General features: G+C 59.2%; 21 protein-coding genes. 10 read left to right on the top strand and 11 right to left on the bottom strand.

From position 1 onward, the window contains the following. Window positions 1-4: 4 nt before the first annotated feature. The 4 genes from MWU53_RS02680 to MWU53_RS02665 are packed head-to-tail and all read left to right on the top strand — an operon-like array spanning window position 5 to window position 3,021. Entirely contained in the window at window positions 5-979 is a 975-nt protein-coding gene (locus MWU53_RS02680; RefSeq protein WP_247090193.1) for a type II secretion system F family protein, read from the top strand. A gap of 30 nt (window positions 980-1,009) precedes the next feature. Beyond that, entirely contained in the window at window positions 1,010-1,618 is a 609-nt protein-coding gene (locus tag MWU53_RS02675; RefSeq protein WP_247090191.1) for a tetratricopeptide repeat protein, read from the top strand. A gap of 30 nt (window positions 1,619-1,648) precedes the next feature. After that, on the top strand, window positions 1,649-2,515 hold the full coding sequence (locus MWU53_RS02670) for a tetratricopeptide repeat protein (protein ID WP_247090189.1): 867 nt from the start codon (window positions 1,649-1,651) through the stop codon (window positions 2,513-2,515). Between the two features lie 5 nt (window positions 2,516-2,520). Further along, window positions 2,521-3,021 carry a prepilin peptidase gene (locus MWU53_RS02665; RefSeq protein ID WP_247090187.1) on the top strand — a complete coding sequence of 167 codons (501 nt, stop codon included), beginning with the start codon at window positions 2,521-2,523 and terminating at the stop codon, window positions 3,019-3,021. Between the two features lie 78 nt (window positions 3,022-3,099). On the opposite strand, the gene MWU53_RS02660 is transcribed toward MWU53_RS02665, so the two are convergent. Then, entirely contained in the window at window positions 3,100-4,788 is a 1,689-nt protein-coding gene (locus MWU53_RS02660; RefSeq protein WP_247090185.1) for a hypothetical protein, read from the bottom strand. A 126-nt stretch (window positions 4,789-4,914) separates the two neighbouring features. On the opposite strand from MWU53_RS02660, the gene MWU53_RS02655 reads away from it, so the two are divergent. After that, entirely contained in the window at window positions 4,915-6,228 is a 1,314-nt protein-coding gene (locus MWU53_RS02655) for an ATPase (RefSeq protein ID WP_247090183.1), read from the top strand. 88 nt (window positions 6,229-6,316) lie between these two features. Here the strand turns inward: MWU53_RS02655 and MWU53_RS02650 are convergent, their stop codons facing one another. Continuing rightward, window positions 6,317-6,811, bottom strand: coding sequence for a DUF4405 domain-containing protein (locus MWU53_RS02650; RefSeq protein WP_247090181.1), 495 nt, complete (start codon window positions 6,809-6,811; stop codon window positions 6,317-6,319). Window positions 6,812-6,916: 105 nt separating this feature from the next. Between MWU53_RS02650 and MWU53_RS02645 the strand changes: the two genes are divergently transcribed. The 5 genes from MWU53_RS02645 to MWU53_RS02625 all read left to right on the top strand — a co-directional run bounded on the left by MWU53_RS02645 (window position 6,917) and on the right by MWU53_RS02625 (window position 11,844). Further along, the gene (locus MWU53_RS02645; RefSeq protein WP_247090180.1) at window positions 6,917-9,382 is read left to right on the top strand and encodes a ligase-associated DNA damage response DEXH box helicase; all 2,466 of its coding nucleotides are present in this window, start codon (window positions 6,917-6,919) and stop codon (window positions 9,380-9,382) included. Further along, on the top strand, window positions 9,379-10,044 hold the full coding sequence (pdeM, locus tag MWU53_RS02640; protein WP_281501267.1) for a ligase-associated DNA damage response endonuclease PdeM: 666 nt from the start codon (window positions 9,379-9,381) through the stop codon (window positions 10,042-10,044). The genes MWU53_RS02645 and pdeM overlap by 4 nt, the downstream gene beginning before the upstream one ends. A 67-nt stretch (window positions 10,045-10,111) precedes the next feature. Next, a complete protein-coding gene (locus MWU53_RS02635) occupies window positions 10,112-10,555 on the top strand; it encodes a PaaI family thioesterase (RefSeq protein ID WP_247090178.1) in 444 nt (147 codons plus the stop codon). A 57-nt stretch (window positions 10,556-10,612) separates the two neighbouring features. Then, window positions 10,613-11,407, top strand: coding sequence for a crotonase/enoyl-CoA hydratase family protein (locus MWU53_RS02630; protein ID WP_247090176.1), 795 nt, complete (start codon window positions 10,613-10,615; stop codon window positions 11,405-11,407). Between the two features lie 29 nt (window positions 11,408-11,436). Further along, complete coding sequence (locus MWU53_RS02625; protein ID WP_247090174.1) at window positions 11,437-11,844, top strand: hypothetical protein; 408 nt, start codon at window positions 11,437-11,439, stop codon at window positions 11,842-11,844. Window positions 11,845-12,003: 159 nt separating this feature from the next. Here the strand turns inward: MWU53_RS02625 and MWU53_RS02620 are convergent, their stop codons facing one another. The 9 genes from MWU53_RS02620 to pal form a co-directional block, all read right to left on the bottom strand. Beyond that, window positions 12,004-12,693 carry a c-type cytochrome gene (locus MWU53_RS02620; RefSeq protein WP_247090173.1) on the bottom strand — a complete coding sequence of 230 codons (690 nt, stop codon included), beginning with the start codon at window positions 12,691-12,693 and terminating at the stop codon, window positions 12,004-12,006. A 381-nt stretch (window positions 12,694-13,074) separates the two neighbouring features. Continuing rightward, window positions 13,075-13,965 carry a bifunctional methylenetetrahydrofolate dehydrogenase/methenyltetrahydrofolate cyclohydrolase FolD gene (gene folD, locus MWU53_RS02615; protein ID WP_247090172.1) on the bottom strand — a complete coding sequence of 297 codons (891 nt, stop codon included), beginning with the start codon at window positions 13,963-13,965 and terminating at the stop codon, window positions 13,075-13,077. Window positions 13,966-13,982: 17 nt separating this feature from the next. Then, entirely contained in the window at window positions 13,983-14,876 is an 894-nt protein-coding gene (locus MWU53_RS02610; protein WP_281501266.1) for a bifunctional 5,10-methylenetetrahydrofolate dehydrogenase/5,10-methenyltetrahydrofolate cyclohydrolase, read from the bottom strand. 77 nt (window positions 14,877-14,953) lie between these two features. Continuing rightward, on the bottom strand, window positions 14,954-16,630 hold the full coding sequence (locus tag MWU53_RS02605; protein ID WP_247090170.1) for a formate--tetrahydrofolate ligase: 1,677 nt from the start codon (window positions 16,628-16,630) through the stop codon (window positions 14,954-14,956). Window positions 16,631-16,843: 213 nt separating this feature from the next. Beyond that, window positions 16,844-17,431: an MOSC domain-containing protein gene (locus tag MWU53_RS02600; RefSeq protein ID WP_247090168.1), complete on the bottom strand. Its 588-nt coding sequence runs from the start codon at window positions 17,429-17,431 to the stop codon at window positions 16,844-16,846. Window positions 17,432-17,545: 114 nt separating this feature from the next. Beyond that, a complete protein-coding gene (gene ftsH / locus MWU53_RS02595) occupies window positions 17,546-19,462 on the bottom strand; it encodes an ATP-dependent zinc metalloprotease FtsH (protein WP_247090166.1) in 1,917 nt (638 codons plus the stop codon). An 88-nt stretch (window positions 19,463-19,550) separates the two neighbouring features. After that, window positions 19,551-20,789 carry a tRNA lysidine(34) synthetase TilS gene (gene tilS, locus MWU53_RS02590; protein ID WP_247090164.1) on the bottom strand — a complete coding sequence of 413 codons (1,239 nt, stop codon included), beginning with the start codon at window positions 20,787-20,789 and terminating at the stop codon, window positions 19,551-19,553. After that, complete coding sequence (ybgF, locus tag MWU53_RS02585) at window positions 20,786-21,619, bottom strand: tol-pal system protein YbgF (protein WP_247090162.1); 834 nt, start codon at window positions 21,617-21,619, stop codon at window positions 20,786-20,788. Before ybgF ends, tilS begins: the two co-directional genes overlap by 4 nt. Before the next feature lie 27 nt (window positions 21,620-21,646). Continuing rightward, a complete protein-coding gene (gene pal, locus MWU53_RS02580; RefSeq protein ID WP_247090160.1) occupies window positions 21,647-22,150 on the bottom strand; it encodes a peptidoglycan-associated lipoprotein Pal in 504 nt (167 codons plus the stop codon). Window positions 22,151-22,162: the final 12 nt, after the last annotated feature.

Here is a 22,162-nt window from a genome sequence, read left to right as displayed (position 1 = left end):
AACCATGCAATCCATCATCGACTTTCTGACTGAACAGCTTGGACCCGCGGGGCCAATTCTTGCGCTTGGAGGCGTCGGCATCCTTCTGGTCGTCGTCACGTTGCCTTTCGCGCTGCGCAAGCAGGTGGATCCGCTGGACAAGCTGAAGAAACAGCGTGAAGGCACCGCACGAGGCACCCAGAAAGCCGACCTTCGCGTGGCTCAAGGGTCAACGAAACTTGAAAAATACTCGGCGTTTCTGGAACCTCAGGACGCGGAAGAGTATTCGGCTGTCCAGCTAAAGCTGTTGCAGGCGGGCTATCCGGGCAAAAACGCGGTTCAGACCTATCACTTCGCGCAGTTTGCCCTGGGCATAGGCTTGCTGGCGTTTGGTGTATTTCTGACCATTCTGAAAACAGCCAATGAGCAGGAAATGACTACGCAGGCTCGTATTCTGTGGATCCTGTTGCCGGGCGTCTGCGGATATATGTTGCCAAAATATTGGGTGACGCGCCGCGTTGAAGAACGCAAAGAAGAGATCATCAACGGTTTCCCCGACGCGCTGGACATGATGCTGGTCTGTGTCGAGGCCGGTCAATCCCTCGATCAGGCGATCTTGCGCGTTTCCAAGGAAATCCGCCCGTCCTACCCCGCGCTGGCTGACGAGTTCTCGATCGTCTCGAACGAGATGAAGGCCGGCAAGGACCGCGTGCAAGTTCTGCGCGACATGTCCGAACGCTCGGGCGTACCGGATGTGGCCAGCTTTGTCACCGTGATGATCCAATCCTCGACCTTCGGTACATCCATTGCAGAAGCCTTGCGCGTCTACGCAAGCGAGATGCGGGACAAACGTGTCATGCGCGCCGAGGAGAAAGCCAACAAGCTTCCGACCAAGATGACGCTGGCCACGATGATGCTGACGGTGCCCCCGTTGTTGATCATCCTGATTGGCCCTTCTGTTTACGAGATCTACCTGACCCTGAAGAGCGTCAGCTTCTGACCGCGCATCCGTCATGGAAAGGAACATCACGTGATCCAGCGGCCCACCCTTCCGAAGCACACCGGCCTGAGATCCGTCAGCATGCTGACCGTGGTAGCATCTGTGATGTTTCTGACCGGATGCCAGACCAACACGACCGGGTTTGGACGCGCAGATGACAGCCCATACGCCCCCGGGACCTACGGCACGCTGGACGACTCGGTCGACGGGCTGATCGTTGGCCACAGGTTGACCGCTGCTGGTGAACACGAGCTTGCGCTGAAGGCTTATAAGCGTGCGGCGATTGAACACGGTTTCACAGTGGATGTTCTTTCTGCCCTAGGGTCGGCAAATCTGCAGCTTGGTCGGTTAAGACAAGCCGAGAAATTGCTGCGCAGGGCCACTCAGGTGGACGTGAACTTTGCACCGGCTTGGAATAATTTGGGCGTCGTGCTGATGGAAACCGGCCAGGTCAGCGAAGCAGCCCACGTCTTCCGGATCGCATTTGGTCTGGATCGTGGCCAATCTGCCGAAATTCGGGAGAATTTGCGCCTGGCGCTCGCCAATCAAGGCGATCCGGATTATGATCCAGCCAATAATGATACATTTTCGCTGGTTCGGAGAGGCTCGGGTGACTACCTGCTACTGTCCGAAATCTAGACGGAGAGACGAGCAGTAAAGGACGCGAACATGCGCCACCCAACTCTACTTGTGCTTTGCGTAAGCAGTGCCTTGGCCCTTTCGGCATGTCAAAACCCCAAAGGCCAGGGTGAAGACGTCGAACGCGCCATGGCAGATTTGAATGTCATCGACGAAAGCAACCTGAACGACATCATGCTGACGGTCGGAGACGCAGACGAAGCCGCGGCCTATTTCCGCGGTGCTGTAAAAAACAATCCTGATCGCATTGATCTTCAACGCGGCCTTGGGCAATCTCTTGTGCGCGCCAAGCGCCCATCTGAAGCTGTCGGAGTATGGAAGAAAGTTGTATCACTTCCCGGCGCCACCAACGAAGACCGTGTTTCTCTGGCCGACGCGCTGATCCGATCGGGCGACTGGGAACAGGCCGAGGCGGAACTAAACAAGATCCCCCCCACACACGAAACCTTCCGTCGTTACAGGCTAGAGGCAATGATTGCTGACAGCAAAGAAGAGTGGAAGAAGGCAGACAGCTTCTATGAGACCGCTGTGGGCCTGACCACGAACCCGGCGACCGTTCTGAACAACTGGGGATATTCGAAACTGACGCGCGCCGACTATAAGGGCGCAGAGGATCTGTTTACCCAATCCCTGAGCTATGACGCCAAGCGGTTCACCACGAAAAATAACCTGGTTCTTGCACGCGGGGCACAGCGGAAATACGACCTGCCCGTCATCTCGATGACCCAGATCGAGCGCGCACAGCTTCTGCACACGCTTGCCCTATCAGCGATCAAGCAAGGCGACGTGACAGTCGGGAAGGGCCTGCTTCAGGAAGCGATCGACACCCATCCACAGCATTTTGAAGCCGCCGCGCGCGCGCTTGAGGCTTTGGAAAACAACGTCTCCAACGGGTAAGGCGCATGCAGATTTTCCTGACACAATGGGCAGCGATGCTATTCCTGCCCCTCGCCCTTCTGGTGTCCGCCTGGGTGATGTGGTCGGACATGGCCCGGATGAAGATTCCGAACAAGGCCGTTATGGTCTTGCTGATTGGCTTCGCGGTCCTGGGCTTCTTTGCCTTGGATCTGTCAACTTATCTGTGGCGCTGGTCCCATTTCGCTCTCATCCTGGTCCTTGGATTTCTGATGAATGCGGCGCGGATGCTTGGGGCAGGTGATGCCAAATTCGCCGCAGCCATCGCGCCCTTCGTGGCAGTACAGGATACGTTTCTGGTGTTGACCATCTTTGCCGCGATGATCGTCGTTGGCTTCACGGCCCACAGAATCCTTCGCCGCATCAAGCCCTTGCGCGAGTTGGTACCGGATTGGGAAAGCTGGTCACGACGCGACTATCCGATGGGATTAAGCATCTGTCTGACCTTCCTGACCTATCTGATCTGCGGTCTGATCTACGGCGCCTGATATCAAAACCAATACATCAAGAAGCCCGCAGTTTTCGACTGCGGGTTTTTTCGTTGCGGCATGGTGTGACGTTCTTCCCTACGAGGTTTCGTCCTCGAGGTCAGCTTTGCGTTCAACCGGCTCGGCCTTTTCCCCGGGCAACGCAAAAAGCGTATAAAGCTCGGTCCGGCGCACCTCTGTCACCTTGTCGGCCCAGCTCTGCGCCGAGATCTCGTCCAGGATCGCCTTGCGCGTCGGCGCCGATAACGGGCATTTCGGCACCAGCAGATAGTCGGCGTTTTCGATCCCCGACAGTTCGCCATAATACCATGGCGCGCCGCGTTTCAGAGGTGCCAGATCGGCATAGAGCCAATAGCTGGACAGAAGATCCGCGGTGAACAACGCGGCCCCTTCACCACCTTCCCAAGTGGCGATGTCATTGGCGACAGTTTCAAACCAGCCAACCAGACCAAGCTCTAGCGTGCAATAAGACATATCTTCGCCTTGAAAAGTGACTTCCAGCTTATCGCGGTCGGTATACTCGGCATAGTGCGCGAAAGGTGTGCCCTCGCCATCCATGGCCGCGCGAAAGTCCAGCTGGAAAGCGCGTGGGGCAAAGGTTTGAAGGTCCTCATGCGGGCCGGAACCGGGCATCACGGGTTCGTATTTCTCGACATCCGTGGCCAGATGGCGCAGAGGGCTTGCCGTCAAATTCATAAAGCTCGGAGATGCGAGCGCCAGTGCCGCAACGGCGCAGACCATTACCGATTGCCGCAGATCCCAACCGAACCCGTTCTTCAGTCCCGCGTCTGGAAGACGTGCAAAAAGCAACAGGCCCAGAAGCCATAACCATTGGGGATCATTTCCGAAATTCTGATAGGTCACATAAAAAAACGCCGGCGCCAGCAACAAAAGCATGAGCCCCTCGGGCTTGCGATCTGCCTGCCGCATTAGCACCACCGATGCCATAATGATCAGGGACCCCCCGATATAGGCGGGCGCACTGACCACATAGCCAAAGTCACGTCCGGGTTGGGGACGTACCTCGGAACCGGCGACGTTCAGAAGATCCTGAAGATAGGCCAACCAGAAGATGGGCGTCCCAACGGCCAGCGTTGCCAAGCCTGCAGCCACCACTCCGCTGATTACGGCCCAAAGCACCGTGCGCCCAGCCCCGCGTGCCAAGAGGCCGATCAGGACGGGAAGGAAAAACGCCGCGAAATAGGTCACCTTGATCAGTGCCATAACGACCATCATCGCGCCGACCACAACCCCGTCTGCGATGGACGCGCTGCGGCTTGCGCTTGACGGAAGCATGGCAACGGTGATGGCCAAGAAGGCCGCAGCCCAGGCCCAGCGGTTGTAGTGCATCGAGATCGATACCGCGTCGATCACCTCTCCATACACCAGCGCCACGCAGAAGATCAGGATGGTGCCCGCGAAAAGATAGGTCCAGCCCCCCGAAAACCGGCTTCTTGCCACCCACCAGATAAACGGAAACAGCACCACAGCTACAAGGTATTGACCCGCCAGCATGGCTTGCCCAGCGCCAAATCCGAGCTTCAGGAAAACCACAATCGGGGCGAAAGCCAAGATGCCAATCGGAGTGACAAAATCGAAATGCGGCCAGTCCCCGTCTTGCATCCGAAACAGCATTTGCAGCAGGTGAAGCGTGTCCCCTTCATGCTTGCCGATGAAGAATCCGCCCTTCGAAAAGGTGAGGAATGCATAGGCCGCCAGAAACACGGCCATGAAGACCGCCAAAATCTTACCACTATTTGCGCTCATCCCTGCCCTCATTTTTTTGTAGCCAGATTAGCGTCAATGTATTCTCTGGCAAGGCTTTGTAGGCTATACAAGTGCATATATACACGGATTAATGGAATAATCTGAACGAATGATCGGGCAAAGAAAATGAATGTGCAACAGTCTGATATGATTGCGCCTCCGGGCCTGAAGACCGCAAGCGACCTTGGGCTGACCACGGTCATGATGCGGGACATCCTGCTGAAAACCATGTTCCGCACAAATCTAGAGCGGATCACCGATCTGGAACGCGTCCTGTGCGTGCCCGCCCGCGTTGTACAAGAGCTGATCGACATGGGTCGCGACCTCAGTCTGGTCGAGGCAATGGGAACCATGCATGCCGGCGCGCAGAGCTCGGAAATGGGATACCGCCTGTCCGATACCGGCAAGGCGCGCGCGCTGGATGCGCTGTCACAGTCCGAATATTTCGGCGCCATGCCCGTCCCGATGGAGATCTACGCCGAGCAGGTAAAGCGCCAGTCGATCCGCAACATCACAATGACACGCGACCAGCTGACCGGTGCAATGGGGCACCTGATTCTGCCAGACAACCTGCTGGACCAGCTTGGGCCGGCCGTTGGGTCTGGCCGCTCGATCTTGATGTATGGCCCGCCGGGCAACGGGAAGTCGTCGATCTCGAACGGGATCCGCGACGCGCTGGGGGACAAGATCTATGTTCCGAAAGCGATCGAGTATTCCGGCCAGATCATTACGGTTTATGACCCGATCGTGCATTCCTCGGCGGAAGAGGATTTCGACAACCCGGATTCACTTCGCCGAACGGCCCGGAAATACGACCGCCGCTATGTGCTGTGCGATCGCCCGACCGTAATCACCGGGGGTGAACTGTCGCTGGACATGCTAGACTTGGTCTATAACCCAACCGCACGGACCTATACCGCTTCGCTTCAGCTGAAATCGACCGGTGGCGTCTTCATCGTGGATGACCTTGGTCGTCAATCCGAGCCTCCGCAGGCGCTGGTCAACCGCTGGATTGTTCCACTGGAAGAGAACAAAGATATTCTGGCACTGCAATCGGGTGAGAAATTCGAGGTGCCTTTCGATACGCTGGTCATCTTCTCGACCAACTTCCACCCGAACAAGATCTTCGATAGGGCGGCGTTGCGCCGGATCTTCTATAAAATCAAGATCGACGGCCCCGATCAGGAAGACTTCCTGAAAATCTTCGCCATGGTGGCCAAGAAGCGGAAGATGCCCCTGTCGCAAGAGGCCCTGATCCACCTTCTGAAGAACAAGTACCCGCTGATCGACAACGTCTATGCGAACTATCAGCCGATCTTCCTGATCGACCAGATGATCTCGATTTGCGAATTTGAAGGGATTCCCTATCAGATGTCGCCCGAGCTGATCGACCGGGCGTGGGAAAACATGTTCGTGAAAGAAGAAGAAATCATTCACTAAGCGAATGACGATTAACCGGGCGGGCTCTGCATGTCAGATCCCGCCCGATTTTTTTGCCAGTCAGGGACAATACCGGCAAACTCTGGGGTCAGTGATCCTCACCTGATGCGAAGAGCGCCGACATGGCCGCCGATTGCAGGCCGAAATCGCCATCGGTTGCGTCCGCAAGGCTTTGCCCCGGCTGCAACGCGACGCCAGCTGCGGACAGAAGCGCGCGGCCCTCTTGCAGATCATGTCCGGACAAGGCCATCAACGTCGCCTCATCCGCATGTGCCACGGCCATCACCATACTGCGCACGGGCGGTTCGCCTGCGCTGCCAATCGGAAGCACCGTCGCGATGGTCAAAGCGGCCCCAACGCCCATGATCCATATCGCCAGCGGACGTTTGAAATAGGTGGTCAGCGCGCGCCAGTTCAGCACGATATGCGCGCCAACACCGATCAGCATCAGCCAACCCGCCCATTCATGGATCACCTTCCCCACCATGGTGTTCAGGTGAAAGAACATCAGCGTGCCCGTCACGCCCATTACAAGAAATGATCCCACCGTCAGCGGCGTGGCCCATTTGCGCAGTGTCGACATCGATCTACTCCTTTGGTCGTCCTGCGTGATACGAAAGCCCAGCGATTTTCCGTCGCACCTAAAGAAGCAATTTCACCCCGCGCCGGAATTCCCTATCCTGCCCCCATGACGTCCCTTCCTGCCAAGTTCCAAAGCTGGTTTTCCGACCGCAACTGGTCACCGCATCCGCATCAGGTTGAGATGCTCGCGCGTGCGCTGGATCCCTCGCTTATGCTGATCGCGCCGACGGGCGGCGGTAAGACGCTCGCCGGTTTCCTGCCCAGCCTGGTCGAGCTTGGAGCCGATCCTGAACCGGGCCTGCATACGCTCTACATCTCGCCCCTGAAGGCACTGGCGGCGGATATGCGGCGCAACCTGACAACGCCCATCAACGACCTGGGCCTGCCCATCCGGGTCGAGGACCGCTCGGGCGACACCTCGCAGACCCGCAAAAAAGCACAACGCGCCGATCCCCCGCACATCCTACTGACCACGCCGGAAAGTCTGGCCCTGTTGCTCAGCTATGAAGACGCGCCACGCATCTTCGCAGGGCTCAAGCGGGTTGTGGTGGATGAGCTGCACGCGCTTGCCGAAAGCAAGCGGGGTGATCAGCTGATGCTGTGCCTGTCGCGCCTTCAAGCAATGTGTCCCGGTCTGCGGCGCATCGGATTGTCGGCGACCGTCGAGGATCCCCCGGCGCTTGCCCGCTTCGTCGCGCCCCACCCCGCGCCCTGTCACATCGTGCAGGCCGATCCCGGCCCGGACCCGGACATTGGCATGCTGACCACCGATACCCCGCCCCCATGGTCGGGCGGTGGCGGGCGATACGCCATTCCCGAAGTGCTGCAGCAGGTCGCCCAACACAAAACGACGCTCATCTTCCACAACACCCGCGCGCAGGCCGAGATCTTCTTCCATGAGCTGTGGCTGGCGAATGCTGACGGCTTGCCCATCGGAATTCACCACGGATCCCTCGCGCTGGAACAGCGCAAGAAGGTCGAGGCCGCAATGGTCGCGGGACAGCTGCGCGCCGTAGTGTGTACCGGGTCGCTGGATCTGGGGCTCGACTGGGGCGACGTGGATCTGGTCATTCAGGTCGGCGCCCCCAAGAACGTAAAGCGCCTCGTCCAGCGTATCGGCCGCGCCAATCACCGCTATAACGCGCCGTCGAAAGCACTGATCCTACCCGCAAACCGCTGGGAGGTGATCGAATGCCACGCCGCGATCGAAGCCGTTCTGGCCCATGATCTTGACGGAGACCCGCGCGGCCCCGGCCCGCTCGATGTGCTCTGCCAGCATATCCTGATCACCGCCTGCGCGGCCCCCTTCGACGCAGACGCCTTGTTCAAAGAAGTGACTGGAGCAGGCCCTTATCGCACCCTGACCCGCGCGCAGTTTGACGACTGTCTGGACTTCGTCGCGACCGGCGGCTACGCCCTGCGCGCCTATGACCGCTGGCAACGCCTGATGCAGCGGGACGACGGGCTATGGCGGCTGCGCGATCCGCGGCTTGCACAGCAGGTGCGGATGAATATCGGTACGATCATCGACACAGATACGCTGAAGGTGCGGATGAAGGGGCGATCCGGTGCGTCCGCCGGAAAACCGCTGGGCGAGGTCGAGGAAAGCTTCGCCGCCTCTCTGGTTCCAGGTGATACCTTCCTGATGGGCGGGCAGATCGTCCGGTTCGAAAGCCTGCGCGAGATGGAGGTGCAAGTCAGCCGCGACCGGGGCCGCAAGCCGAAGCTCGCGGTATTCTCGGGCACGAAATTCGCCACATCGACACAGCTGTCCGTTCGCATTCTCGATCTGCTCCACCGCCCCGCCCTGCCCAATCTGCCAAGGCACACGCTGGACTGGATCCGCCTGCAGGCGCAGGTCAGCCACCTGCCCCGTACGGGCCGCATCCTTGTGGAAAGCTTCGACCATGACGAACGCGCCCATACCTGCATCTATGGCTTTGCTGGCAAGAACGCGCAGCAAACGCTGGGCCTGATGGTCACCCGCCAGATGGAGGAGTTGGGCCTAGGGCCGCTGGGCTTTGTTGCCACCGATTACGCCACGCTCATCTGGTCCGTCGCGCATGTGACAGACCCGATGCAGGTGCTGAATGCAGATCAGTTGCAAGACGGGCTTGAGGGCTGGCTGGCCGATAATGCGCTGATGAAGCGCAGCTTCAAGGGCGCTGCCACCATCGCCGGGCTAATCACTCGTAACCTGCCGGGCAAACGCTCCTCGGGGCGACAGGCGACGTTTTCCTCGGACATCCTCTATGACACGTTGCGCAAATACGATCCGGACCACCTGCTGCTACAGATCACCCGAACCGAGGCGATGCGCGGCTTGATTGGCTTTGGTCGCATCGACGAAATGTTGACCCGCACTCAAGGCCGGATCGACCATGTCGTCACCGATCAGGTCACCCCCTTCGCCGCCCCCCTGTTCCTTGAGGTTGGCAAAGTGCCCGTCAACGGCGCTGGCCGCGAGGCGCTTCTTCAGGCCGAAGCCGACCGCCTGATGGAGCAATCCGGCCTTGCCACCCTGATCGCAACCGGCCAGAACGCTGATGGAAACGCAGACGGGATCCGATGACGCAGGGCTTTCACTTCACCTTTGCAGCTACGCAACTGATGCTGCTGCCCTCGGGCGCGCTGTGGTGGCCGGATCGAACACTGTTGTGCGTGTCGGACCTGCATCTGGGCAAATCCGAGCGGATCGTGCGCCGCTCGGGCGACATGCTGCCACCGTATGAATCCCGCGACACGCTGGGGCGGTTGGAAGAGGATCTGCGCCACACGAATGCCTCCACTGTCGTCTGCCTTGGTGACAGTTTCGACGACCTGCTTGCCGCGCAAAACCTGCCAGAGGCTGAAATACTGTGGATCACCCGCTTGATGGCCGGGCGCCGCTGGATCTGGATCGAGGGCAACCACGACCCCGGCCCGGTCGAGTTCGGCGGCACGCATCTGGCGGAGTTGCACGAGACCCCGCTAACCTTCCGCCACATCGCGCAGGACGGCGCCACCAACGAGATTTCGGGCCACTATCACCCCAAAGCGCGGCTTCAGCTGCGTGGCGGCAGGGTTAGCCGCCCCTGTATGCTGGTTGACGCCAACCGCGTGATCCTGCCCGCCTATGGGACATATACCGGCGGGCTGCGCTCGGATGACGCCGCCCTGTCGGACCTGATGCGTGAGGATGCGATCGCGGTCCTCACCGGCTCCCCGCCCCGTCCCATTCCGATGCCCCGCTAATCTTTGACGTGGCGTTTTGATGTCGCGGTCGCCCTCTGGGGCTATGTTGATCGTGAAAGGAACCGCTATGACCGTCTTGCCCGCCGATACTGAAACCCGCTTGCGCGATAGCTTCGCCGCGCAGTCCCTGATGACCTTCGCAGGTGCCCAAGTGGAAAGCTGCGCTTTTGGGCGGTTTCGCATCGTAAGCCCCATCCATGACGACATGCGCCAGCAGCATGATTTCGGTCACGCCGCGCTGACCTTCGCCTTGGGCGACACGGCGGCGGGCTATGCGGCGATGTCGGTCATGCGCCCGGATCAAGAGGTACTGACGGCCGAGATGAAGATCCAGCTGCTTGCGCCCGCCAAGGGTCAGCGCCTGATCGCCGAAGGCCGCATCATCAAAGCCGGGCGCCGCCTGATCCCGGTCGAGGCTGACGTCTGGGCCGACGATGGCGACAAGACCACCCACATCGCACGGCTGATCGGCACCATGGTCCCTGTCGATATCCCGGTTGCCGCGACGTGAGACTTGCGCGCCTATGACCGGACGGCGCAAAGTGCGTTGAACACAAAGGATAAAATAATGTCAGACCGCGTGTCCATCACCGAAGAAAACCAAGTTGCAACCGTCACCCTGACCCGCGCGGACAAACGAAATGCACTGGATCTGGGCATGATCCGCGCCATCGTCGACGCTGGCGAAACACTGGCCGCACGCAAGGACATTCGCGCCGTGGTGCTGACCGGTGACGGGCCCGCCTTTTCCGCCGGGCTGGACCTGAACGCCATGCCGCAGATCGCGCAGTTCGCGATGCAGGGCGGCGTGTTTCTGGAACGCACGCACAACAACGCGAACCTCTTCCAAGCCGCCAGCATGGTCTGGGCCGAGATGCCTCAGCCCGTGATCGCCGCCGTGCATGGATATGCGTTCGGCGGAGCGTTCCAAATCATGCTGGGCGCAGACATGCGCATCGCAGCCCCCGACACGCGGTTTTCCATCATGGAGGGCCGCTGGGGCATCATCCCCGACATGGGCGGCATGGTCCTGATGCGCCGCTTGGCGCGGGGCGACGTGATCCGCAAACTGACCTATTCCGCCGAGCAATTCGAAGCCCCCGCCGCGCTGGACTGGGGCTTCGTGACCGAGATCTCTGACACGCCGCTGGACCGCGCCCACGCCATCGCCGCCGAGATCGCCTCGAAATCCCCCGACGCCATCCGCGCCGCCAAAGCCTTGATCCGCGACACCGAACTGATGGACGTCCGCGAGACGCTGATTGCCGAAAGCAAAGCGCAAGAAAAGCTGATGGGCACGCCCAATCAGATGGAGGCCGTGATGGCCGGGATGCAGAAGCGGAAGGCGGAGTTTAAGGATTGAGGGAACAGCTAACCGCTTGGGTATTGTAAATGACTAAAATGAGCCTGCTCTCCAGGTTGCCCGGCGGTAGTTCGGTTATTGAATGGTTCGGTCAAGAACCAAAGTTCCATGACGCAGAAATATCAGACATTCAATTGGCTCAGGGTGAGCCAAGTAGGATCATTTTGCATGCATGGAACACTACGAATGCTGTTGATTCCAAGGGATACTTTCTGACGGACAAGCACGCCTTTGTCGAAATTGAGTTCCAGAGCATAGACCTGATCGAACTGTCAAACTTCGATATAGGGCATACGAGCATCGTGTTTTCGCTTGAATTCACTGGCTCATTAGAGACAACGGAAGTCAGTTGGACGAGTTCTGTGGGAGCAGAGGGCAGGATCGTAGGAAAGGGTGTTTCAATGTCCATTTCGCCGCGCCGGACGGACAATACATAGCGGCAATATCGCCAGCATCTCACCAACTAAATGGAAAACGGCGCCAAGTTCCCCTGACGCCGTCTCAATCCTCATAAACCCTCAGCTTACGCCGTCAGCCCGTCCGGCTCTGCCAACCCATTGGCGCGGCAGCAGGCTGTCAGGGTGATGGCCGGAAGTCTACTTAGGATCAGGCAGCGGAGGGATGGTCCGCAGATACATTACGACAGCCTCAATATCCTCGGGTGAAAACATCGCGTAGTACCCATATCCCATCGGGGGCGACATTTGACTTCCGTTGGGGCGTTTACCTGAAGTGATCATGGTTTTCAGCTCGTCGTCGGAATAGCCGGCCAGACCGTCTTCGTGGCTGGTTATGTTCGGTGCGACGGATACCCCCCATGGTCCATGAAATTCGAATCCCCCGGCGCCAAGATGGGTGTCAAACATGGGGCCTTGTGGTCCGAAAGTTGTGTGGCACTCGGTGCAATGCGCAACCGGCCCAGCAAGATAGGCACCGTATTCTACAGTCGCACCACGGGGTGGCGCGGAAACAGTTTCAACCGGTGGGCCATAGGCTGGCGGAAGCGGGAAATTGTACGTGGAAGAAGGCGTTTGATTGTCGCTGGCGGGTAGGGTTCGAAGGAATGCAACAATCGACATTAGATCGTCATCACCTAGCCCTCGATAGAGGCCAATTGGCATGGGTGGGCCGATCACGGAGCCGTCCGGGCGAATGCCTTCACGGATCGCACGGGCGAGCTCTTCATCACTCCAATCCGCGACACGACCGCCGGGTGTGATGTTCACGGCCCAAGCTTCCATCATGTCGTTTTTTTCGACCATCATTCCGCCAAGCTCGTTCGACATGTCAGGTCCGTTTGGTCCTTGTGGAGTATGGCAATTGCCACACGCGGCTGGTCCGCGAACGAGGTATTCACCGCGCTCCAAACTTGGTTCGGCTATGGCGCAAAATGGAAATGTCGCAACTGAAAACGCGAATAGAAATCTATTCATAATTATCCCCCCAATTCTAAGTGCTTGTATTCCTTTTTTTAATAACGACCCTATCAGTACGTTTCTGAAGAGCTGATTTGATACTCTACTATATTTCGCTGAATTCTCAAAACTGGGTGCGAACGGCCCACGTTTGCGAAAAAGCATTGTCCGCCCTGTCACGCGTCTTGCCGTTCAAAACAAAAACGGCGCCAAGATCCCTTGACGCCGCCTCAATTCTTTTAAGCGCAAGCCTTACGCCGTAAGCCCATCCGGCTCTGCCAGGCCGTTGGCGCGGCAGCAGGCGGTCAGGGTGTTGGCCAGAAGGCAGGCGATGGTCATCGGGCCGACGCCGCCGGGCACTGGCGTGATCGCCCCTGCCACTTTCGAGGCACTCTCGAAGTCCACATCGCCGACCAGCTTGTTCTTGCCGTCACGCTCGATCCGGTTGATGCCCACGTCGATCACGGTGGCGCCTTCGCGGATCCAGTCTCCGGGCACCATTTCAGGGCGACCCACGGCGGCGACAACGATGTCTGCGCGGCGCACGACCTCGGGCAAGTCTTTGGTGCGGCTATGCGCGATGGTCACGGTGCAGCTGTCGCCCAGCAGCAGTTGCGCCATCGGCTTGCCCACGATGTTCGAGCGGCCGATCACGACGGCGTTCAGCCCCGACAGCGAGCCATGGTGGTCACGCAGCATCATCAGGCAGCCCAGCGGCGTGCAGGGCACCATCGACTTCTGACCGGTGCCCAGAAGGCCCACGTTCGAGATGTGGAAGCCGTCCACGTCCTTGGCCGGGTCGATCGAGTTGATCACCAGATCTTCGTTCAGGTGACCGGGCAGCGGCAGCTGGACCAGAATGCCGTGTACAGCGGGGTCGTTGTTCAGCTTGTCGATCAGCGCCAGAAGATCCTCTTCCGAGGTGTCAGCGTCCAGCTTGTGCTCGTAGCTGTTCATGCCCACTTCAACGGTCTGCTTGCCCTTCGAGCGGACATAGACCTGCGAGGCGGGATCTTCACCGACCAGCACCACGGCCAGACCCGGGGTGATGCCGTTTTCTTCTTTCAAGCGGGTCACGTGACCCGCGACTTTCTCGCGGACAGTTGCGGCAAATGCCTTGCCATCAATGATCTGAGCCGTCATCACGCTCTCCTTACCAGTCAGTCAAATTCGGAACGCGCATAGGCGTCACGATAGTGATTCATCTGCATTTCAGTTGCCAATACCGCGTTCGACATCAGGGTCGCAACCGTCACAGGGCCAACACCGCCGGGAACCGGGGTGATCCAGCCCGCAACTTGGCTGCAGCTTTCGAAATCCGCGTCGCCCACGGTCTTGCCGTCGACGCGGTTGATACCAATGTCGATCACCGCGCAGCCGGGTTTCAGCATCTCGCCGGTCACCAGACCGGGCTTGCCCACGGCGACGAACACCGCATCCGCTGCGCGGCTATGCATCGCGACCGAGCGGGTCATGTGGTGACATACGGTGACCGTCGCGCCCAGCCCCATCAAAAGGAAGGCGATGGGTTTGCCGACGATTTCCGAGTGGCCGATCACAGTGACGTTCAGCCCTTCCATGTCCAAGGGCAACGTCTTCAGGATTTCGACAGCCGCCACAGCGGTACAGGGACCCAGCGCCAGATCGTTATAGACGATGTTGCCGATGGATGCGGGGTGCATCCCTTCGACATCCTTCAACGGATGGACCAGCTTTTGCAGGGTCTTTACCGGGATATGGTCGGGCAGCGGGCGCTGAATGATGATCCCGTTCACGCGCGGGTCGGCGTTCAGGCCTTGGATGATGCCCGTCAGTTGCTCCAGCGAGGTCTCAGAGGGATAGTTGCGCGCTTCAAACTCGACCCCGGCGCTTTCCGCCGATTTCTGTTGGTTACGCACGTAAAGCTCGGCTGCGGCGACGTCACCGACGGACAGCGACACCAGCTTGGGCGACCAGCCTTTATCAGAAAGCTCGGCTGCGCGGGCGGCCACATCCTTGCGCATGTCAGCGGCAATGGCCTTGCCGTCGATCAGAGTGGCAGTATTGCCAATCATGGCCTCTCCTTCTTCGCGGGAATTGTTGGGGGTCGTAAAAGTGAAGGGCGGGTAATCCCCGCCCTTCTTGATAGTTCTTAGAACAGACCTTCGATTTCGCCTTCGGCGTTCAGGCCGATTGACAGCGCTGCAGGGTTACGCGGCAGGCCCGGCATAGTCATGATCTCGCCGCAGACAACGACGATGAAACCAGCGCCCGCCGACAGGCGAACCTCGCGTACCGGAACCGAGTGGCCGGTGGGTGCACCGCGCAGGTTCGGGTCGGTCGAGAAGCTGTACTGCGTTTTCGCCATACAAACCGGCAGATTGCCATATCCGGCCTCTTCCCAGTCTTTCAGCTGGCTGCGGATTTTTTTGTCAGCCAGAACTTCGTCCGCGCGGTAGATGCGCTTGGCGATGGTCTCGATCTTCTCAAACAGCGGCATGTCGTCCGGGTAGATGGGGGCGAAGGATGCGACGTCTGCGTCTGCGATCTCTGCCACGCGCTTGGCCAGCGCTTCCGAGCCCTCGGAACCCAGTTCCCAGTGACGCGACAGGATTGCCTCGGAGCCGTGGCCCTCAACATAATCCTTCACAGCCTGCACTTCGGCATCGGTGTCGGTGACGAAATGGTTGATGGCAACCACAACCGGCACGCCGAAGGATTTCAGGTTCTCGATGTGGCGACCCAGGTTGGCGCAGCCATTGTTGACAGCGTCCACGTTCTCGGCACCCAGATCAGCCTTGGCCACGCCGCCGTTCATTTTCATCGCCCGCACGGTGGCAACCAGAACCACAACCGACGGGGCAATCCCTGCCTTGCGGCACTTGATGTTCATGAACTTCTCGGCGCCAAGGTCGGCACCAAAGCCAGCTTCGGTCACAACATAGTCGGCCAGTTTCAGCGCGGTTTTGGTTGCGATGACCGAGTTACAGCCGTGTGCGATGTTGGCGAACGGGCCGCCGTGCACGAAGGCCGGGTTGTTTTCCAGCGTCTGCACCAAGTTCGGCTGCATGGCATCTTTCAGAAGTACGGTCATTGCACCGTCTGCACCGATGTCACGGCAGTAGATGGCTTTACGTTCACGAGTATAGGCCACGATGATGTCGCCCAGACGCTTCTGCAGATCTTGCAGATCGTTGGCCAAGCACAGGATCGCCATAACTTCCGACGCGACGGTGATGTCATAGCCGGTCTGGCGCGGGAAGCCGTTGGCCACACCACCCAGCGAACATACGATGTCACGCAGAGCGCGGTCGTTCATGTCGACCACACGACGCCAAGCGACGCGACGCTCGTCGATTTCCAGCTCGTTGCCCCAGTAGATGTGGTTGTCGATCATGGCCGACAAGAGCGAGTGGGCTGAGGTGATGGCGTGGAAGTCACCGGTGAAGTGAAGGTTCATTTCCTCCATCGGAACGATCTGCGCGTAGCCGCCACCAGCAGCACCACCCTTCATACCGAAGTTCGGGCCCAGCGATGCTTCGCGGATACAGACCATGGCGTTCTTGCCGATGCGGTTCAGGCCGTCGCCCAGACCTACGGTGGTGGTGGTTTTACCTTCACCTGCCGGGGTTGGGTTGATCGCGGTCACCAGGATCAGCTTGCCGTCCTCTTTGGACTGGACCGAGTTGATGAAGTCCTGGCTGACTTTGGCTTTGTCGTGGCCATAGGGCAGCAGGTGCTCGCTCGGAATGCCCAGCTTGTCGCCGATTTCCTGAATCGGGCGTTTTTTGGCTTCGCGGGCAATTTCGATGTCAGATTTATAGCTCATGGCAGATCCTTCAGAAACGAGAGCATGTTCAAGGCGGCTGCATCCCTGTTAGCGCTGCAGCCAAATATCTTCCTCTGCATAACGACCCAAATCCCGACTCACAGGGTGAAATCCGACATGTTTGCCGCCGATTTCGTCGGATCAGTTACGCAACGTTTCTGATCCGCCCCGAAGGTCCTTGAAAGGCACCAAGATTTCCGGTGTCGGTGCCCGTCAGCCGGGCGTCGGGTTCCAAGCGGGCTGATCCGGAACGAACAGTCGTAGCTCGTCCCCGATTTTCAGGGTTCCGGCATGTTCGACCCAAGCCGTAACGCCCCGTTTGCCCGTTGCTGCTTGTTTGTACCTGATGCCGTGTCCCGGCATGGCGCGCTCGACCTCGCGTCCGGTAATGTTGCAAGGGCGGTTTTCCATGTCGATCACAAAACATGTACCGTTTTCAGACAGGAGGCGCGAGGATGGCGGGATACGAGTAAAGTCGGGAATGCCTTCGACAATCAGCGACGCGCCCAGCCATGCCGGATCCAGCGCGTCCAGCTTCAGCGTTGCCGCCGCCTCCGCCATCTCCTCGGCCGACAGGATCGAGATCTGGCGCGTGTTGCGGATTTCCGTTCCCTGTGGGTATTGGTTCGTCACGCGGGGACAGGACGCCCGCATCAGACCCGAGCGGGCTTCTCCGACAAATCCATCATACGACACGTCGACCATGTCACGTGCTTCGCTACGCATGGTGCTGCTACGATCGGACGTGACCCCAAGCCATGTGATCGTTGCTATATAGTCCGATGGGATCAAGGCGGGCATGGGTGCTCCTTTTCGTTTTGCAGCACCCTGCCCGGTTGTGCGATGAACAGCAATTCACAGCTTGTGTCGCCCTGAAAGAAAAACCCCAGAGCATCACTCTGGGGTTTTTGTGCTTTATACGGTGGGTTCCGGTTCCATCCCGCCATCGTCAGACGATTTCTTGCGCGGTTTGGTTTTCGGGATCGCAGCGACCGACGGGGCGTTGCCCTCGTCCGGCGTGTCATCGTCGTCGGATGCGTGGGGCGGTTCGCCCTTCATCACACGCTCGATTTCCGGGCCGGTCAGGGTTTCGTATTCCAACAGGCCCTGCGCCAGATTTTCCCATTCCTGTTCATGTTCTTTCAGGATCTTGAACGCAGTCTCATAGCCGTTCTGGATGAAGCCTTTCACCTCTCCCTCGATCAGCTCTTTCGTATGCGCCGAGACCGAGAAGCCAGCAGTATTGCCCTGATAGCCTTCATGCGCTTCGGCATAGTCGATGTTACCGACTTTGTCTGACATGCCCCAGCGCATCACCATGGCACGCGCCAGACCGGATGCCTGCTGGATATCCCCAGCCGGACCGTTCGACACATTTTCTTCGCCATACTTGATGATTTCGGCAGCCTTGCCCGCCATGGTCATGGCCAGCTTTTCTTCGCATTCCGACTTGTGCCAGTTCAGGCGGTCGATTTCCGGCAAGGATACAACCATCCCCAGCGCACCACCGCGCGGAATGATGGTCGCCTTATAGACCGGATCACATTGCGGCAGCTTCATGCCGACCACGGCGTGACCTGCTTCGTGATAGGCGGTCTTTTCCTTTTGGTCATCGGTCAGCACCATCGAGCGGCGCTCTGCCCCCATCATGACCTTGTCTTTCGCGTTCTCGAAATCTTCCATGGTCACGAAACGGCGGCCCACTCGGGCAGCCATCAGCGCAGCCTCGTTCACAAGGTTCGCCAGATCCGCACCCGAGAAACCCGGCGTACCGCGCGCAATGATGCGCATGTCAGCGTCAGGGCCCAGCGGCACTTTGCGGGCATGGACGCCCAGAATCTTCTCGCGGCCTTTGATGTCGGGGTTCGGCACGGTGACCTGACGGTCGAAACGGCCGGGGCGCAGCAGCGCGGGGTCCAGAACGTCACGACGGTTGGTCGCGGCCAGAATGATCACGCCTTCATTGGCTTCAAAGCCGTCCATCTCGACCAAGAGCTGGTTGAGCGTCTGTTCGCGTTCGTCATTACCACCACCATAGCCAGCGCCACGCGACCGGCCCACGGCGTCGATCTCGTCGATGAAAACGATACAGGGTGCGTTTTTCTTGGCCTGTTCGAACATGTCACGGACGCGGCTTGCACCTACACCGACGAACATCTCGACGAAATCCGAGCCCGAAATAGTGAAGAAGGGCACGCCTGCTTCGCCTGCAATCGCGCGGGCCAGAAGCGTTTTACCGGTACCCGGAGGGCCAACAAGAAGCGCGCCTTTGGGGATCTGTCCGCCAAGGCGGCTGAATTTCTGCGGGTTGCGCAGGAATTCCACGATCTCTTCCAGCTCTTCTTTGGCTTCGTCGATACCGGCCACATCGTCAAAGGTCACACGGCCTTCGCGTTCGGTCAGCATCTTGGCTTTCGATTTTCCAAAGCCCATGGCACCGCCGCCCCCGCGACCTTGCATCCGGTTCATCATGAAGAACCAGAAGCCGATCAGCAAAGCCACCGGAAGAAGCAGTGTCACAAGGTTCATGATCCCTGATTGCTGCTGCGCTTCGGCAGTCACCTCGACGCCTTCCGCAATCAACAGCTGCGTCACTTCAGCATCACGCGGCACGATGGTTTGATAGATTTTACCGTCTGCAGCCTGATAGACCAGCTTTTCGCCATCAAGCGTGACGGATTTTACATTGTCGCCCTCAACGGCGGCGATAAACTCCGAATAAGTTGTCTGAGACGATGCAAGCCCAGACTGACCGTTCGAAAACAGATTGAACAAGGCCAGGATGAGCACAAAAAGCACAATCCAGAAGGCGAAATTTCTCGCGTTGCCCAAGGGGGATCTCCTTTAGATGCCATAGCGACGGGACGCCAAGCGGAACGCTTAACACCGTGTTCTTAAAATAGGGATGATTGGCCGAGGTTCAATGCGATAAAATCGCCTTTAGGAAATCGGCTTTGCTTGGCCCAGCCAGCGTAGCACCTTCGCACAGAAAACCAGCAGCTGGAGCAGCCAATATCTGATCACCTACAAACAGTGCAGGTGTGGTCATCAGGCGATCACGGGGTTGGCCGGTTGCGCGCCAATTAGGGCAGTCGGAAATGGCGTTCGCCAAGACCCGCACATGCGCATGAGAAGGCCCGGTCAGAACCCAGCGTCCATCCCAAGATTCGCCAGACCGCGCTGCTTCGGATCGAAGGGCATTCAGCTCGCGCCCCACGACAAGCTGCCCGGACTTTTGGTGCAGTGCACACCCCGACAAGGTCCGGCGTTGACCTTCGAGAACTTGCGCCTCGATTTCTTTTAACGCGTCATAGCGCGGGCGGTAGGCAGCGCCAGAGACAAAGCGAATTGCAGCGGTCAGCAGACGGTGACGGGTTTCGGTCGGAAGGACCGAATACGCTGAATTGTCGAATACGACGTCACCAAGTATCACCTCTGCATGTGTCTCGGCCGCATCAAGAGCAGCCTGTTCTAACGCAGTGCGTGCCTCGGTCATGCGAAGTGCTGTGCCAACCAGCCGGTCACGATCTAATCCCAAAAGGGCCAGATCCTTCATCGCCTTGCGCACCCGGACGCGTTCAAACCTTGCGTCCGTGTTCGAGGGATCATCAATCCACCCCAGTCCACGTTCGGTCAGACACCGCCGCAGGTCATCTCGACCAGTCGCCAAGACCGGGCGCAGCCAGCGCATTTTCTGCGCCTGCCAGTCATCTTGCATTGCAGACAGGCCGTCCACGCCCGACCCGCGTGCCAAACGCATTACGAAGGTTTCGGCCTGATCATCGGCGGTATGGCCTACGGCCACGGCATCCAGTCCCAAACCCTGCGCCCAATTGGCCAGAAGCTCATACCGCGCAGCGCGGGCCGCGCTTTGGACATTACCGCTTGGCGCGTCGGCCCATGTCAGCGTGTCATGGGGCAGGCCAAGCTCTGCACAGCGGGCCTTGACCCAGTTGGCCTCGTCCGCAGCCTCGGGGCGCAGCCCGTGGTCTACGGTTGCTGCCCTCAGATCAGCCCCCACCCGTTTTGCCCATTCAACCGCCAAGACCAGCATCGCCATGCTGTCGCTGCCACCAGAGACGGCCAGCCCAAGACGCGAAACGGGCCCGCGCTGGCGGGCCCGGTCTAAGGCGATTTCGAATGTCTGCTCGGGCCTCACGGGCAGTTCAGCGTCTGACGCGCGGTTTGCGCATCCGCCACGGCAGGTGCACCGGGGAAACGCTTGCCCACTTCAGCAAGCGTCGCACAGGCTTCGTTCACCTGCCCAAGCTCGCCCAGCGAAAAGCCCAGACGAAACAGCGCGTCCGGCGCGCGGTCACTGTTGGGCGCACCCGAGAACGCGTTCAGATAAGCACGCGCGGCATTCTTCACGTCGCCCTCGCCTGTGTGGGCCTCGCCCCGCTGGAAATGCGCTTCCGAGGTCAAGGGGCTGCCCGGATAGTTCTCGATGAACTGCGTATACAGGGTTGCGGCCTGGGCAAAGTCACCTGCTTCCAGCGCCGCGCCGGCAGCATCAAAATCCTGCTGCTCACCCACGGCAAGCTCGGTCGCTGGGGACGTGGGCGACGTCGGGGCCGCAACCGGCCCTTCCGGAACCACGCCACCCCCAAGGGTCGAGGTTTCCCCCAGCTTGGAAATATCGCCGCCTTCCAGCTCGACCAGACGGAATTCCAGATCGCCAATGCGGTTGGTGCCGTCTTTCACGATCGAGTTGATGCGGAACTCCAACTGCTCGGTCTTCGAGGTTAGACGCGACAGCTCTCCTTCAATGGCCGCCATCCGCTGAGACAGGCTGCCCACGCCGGTGGTCACATTGGCGCCCCCGGTGGTCGACAGCTCGGTCTTCAGCTTCTGGATCTCGACATAGAGCACAGTCAGTTCCTGCCGGATATCCGCCAGAGATTGCGTCCGGTCCTGCGCTAACGCCAAGGCAGGCGCGCCCACCAGAACGGCACCCAGTAACAAAGCTTTCAAGGATTTTGCCACCATATTTCAGGCCCTCTTCGTCCAGTTGGATCAGCTGGTAATCGCACCCGCAGCCAGCACGGTCACGGCGCGGCGGTTCTTGGAATAGCACAGCTCGTCCGAGCAGATCTCGAGCGGGCGTTCTTTACCATAGCTGACGGTCTGCAGACGGTTCGGCGCAACGCCGCGATCAATCAGGAAGTTCTGCACGGCCGAGGCACGGCGTGCACCCAGCGCAAGGTTGTATTCGCGGGTACCCTGTTCGTCGGCGTGACCTTCGATCACGGCGGTATAGCTGGTGTTTTCCATCAGCCACGTGGCCTGCTGGGTCAGCACCTGAACGCCTTCCTGGCTTAGCGTCGACTGGTCCACGGCGAACAGCACGCGGTCCCCGATGGTCTGGTTGAAATAAGCTGGCGAGCGCGGGTCAGACGGGCTGCCTGCCACGAAATCGCCGGAACCACCGCCAAAGCGGCCATTTCCAAAGCGGTCGTTCGAACAGGCCGACACGGCCAATGCGCCCACGAACAGCGCAGTCATCGCAATATGTTTCATGGTCTTTCCTGT

Origin of the sequence: Aliiroseovarius sp. S1123, assembly GCF_023015885.1 — a bacterium.
Lineage (GTDB): Bacteria > Pseudomonadota > Alphaproteobacteria > Rhodobacterales > Rhodobacteraceae > Aliiroseovarius.
This window is presented reverse-complemented; position numbering and strand designations above follow the sequence as displayed.

Coding starts and splice junctions, on each gene's coding strand:
- MWU53_RS02635 (WP_247090178.1), top strand. CDS start 10,112: ATGACCGTCTTGCCCGCCGATACTGAAACCCGCTTGCGCGATAGCTTC.
- ybgF (WP_247090162.1), bottom strand. CDS start 21,619: ATGGTGGCAAAATCCTTGAAAGCTTTGTTACTGGGTGCCGTTCTGGTG.
- MWU53_RS02650 (WP_247090181.1), bottom strand. CDS start 6,811: ATGTCGACACTGCGCAAATGGGCCACGCCGCTGACGGTGGGATCATTT.
- MWU53_RS02645 (WP_247090180.1), top strand. CDS start 6,917: ATGACGTCCCTTCCTGCCAAGTTCCAAAGCTGGTTTTCCGACCGCAAC.
- folD (WP_247090172.1), bottom strand. CDS start 13,965: ATGACGGCTCAGATCATTGATGGCAAGGCATTTGCCGCAACTGTCCGC.
- MWU53_RS02625 (WP_247090174.1), top strand. CDS start 11,437: ATGACTAAAATGAGCCTGCTCTCCAGGTTGCCCGGCGGTAGTTCGGTT.
- MWU53_RS02630 (WP_247090176.1), top strand. CDS start 10,613: ATGTCAGACCGCGTGTCCATCACCGAAGAAAACCAAGTTGCAACCGTC.
- MWU53_RS02670 (WP_247090189.1), top strand. CDS start 1,649: ATGCGCCACCCAACTCTACTTGTGCTTTGCGTAAGCAGTGCCTTGGCC.
- MWU53_RS02655 (WP_247090183.1), top strand. CDS start 4,915: ATGAATGTGCAACAGTCTGATATGATTGCGCCTCCGGGCCTGAAGACC.
- MWU53_RS02600 (WP_247090168.1), bottom strand. CDS start 17,431: ATGCCCGCCTTGATCCCATCGGACTATATAGCAACGATCACATGGCTT.
- MWU53_RS02660 (WP_247090185.1), bottom strand. CDS start 4,788: ATGAGCGCAAATAGTGGTAAGATTTTGGCGGTCTTCATGGCCGTGTTT.
- MWU53_RS02610 (WP_281501266.1), bottom strand. CDS start 14,876: ATGATTGGCAATACTGCCACTCTGATCGACGGCAAGGCCATTGCCGCT.
- pal (WP_247090160.1), bottom strand. CDS start 22,150: ATGAAACATATTGCGATGACTGCGCTGTTCGTGGGCGCATTGGCCGTG.
- MWU53_RS02605 (WP_247090170.1), bottom strand. CDS start 16,630: ATGAGCTATAAATCTGACATCGAAATTGCCCGCGAAGCCAAAAAACGC.
- MWU53_RS02665 (WP_247090187.1), top strand. CDS start 2,521: ATGCAGATTTTCCTGACACAATGGGCAGCGATGCTATTCCTGCCCCTC.
- MWU53_RS02680 (WP_247090193.1), top strand. CDS start 5: ATGCAATCCATCATCGACTTTCTGACTGAACAGCTTGGACCCGCGGGG.
- pdeM (WP_281501267.1), top strand. CDS start 9,379: ATGACGCAGGGCTTTCACTTCACCTTTGCAGCTACGCAACTGATGCTG.
- MWU53_RS02620 (WP_247090173.1), bottom strand. CDS start 12,693: ATGTCGAACGAGCTTGGCGGAATGATGGTCGAAAAAAACGACATGATG.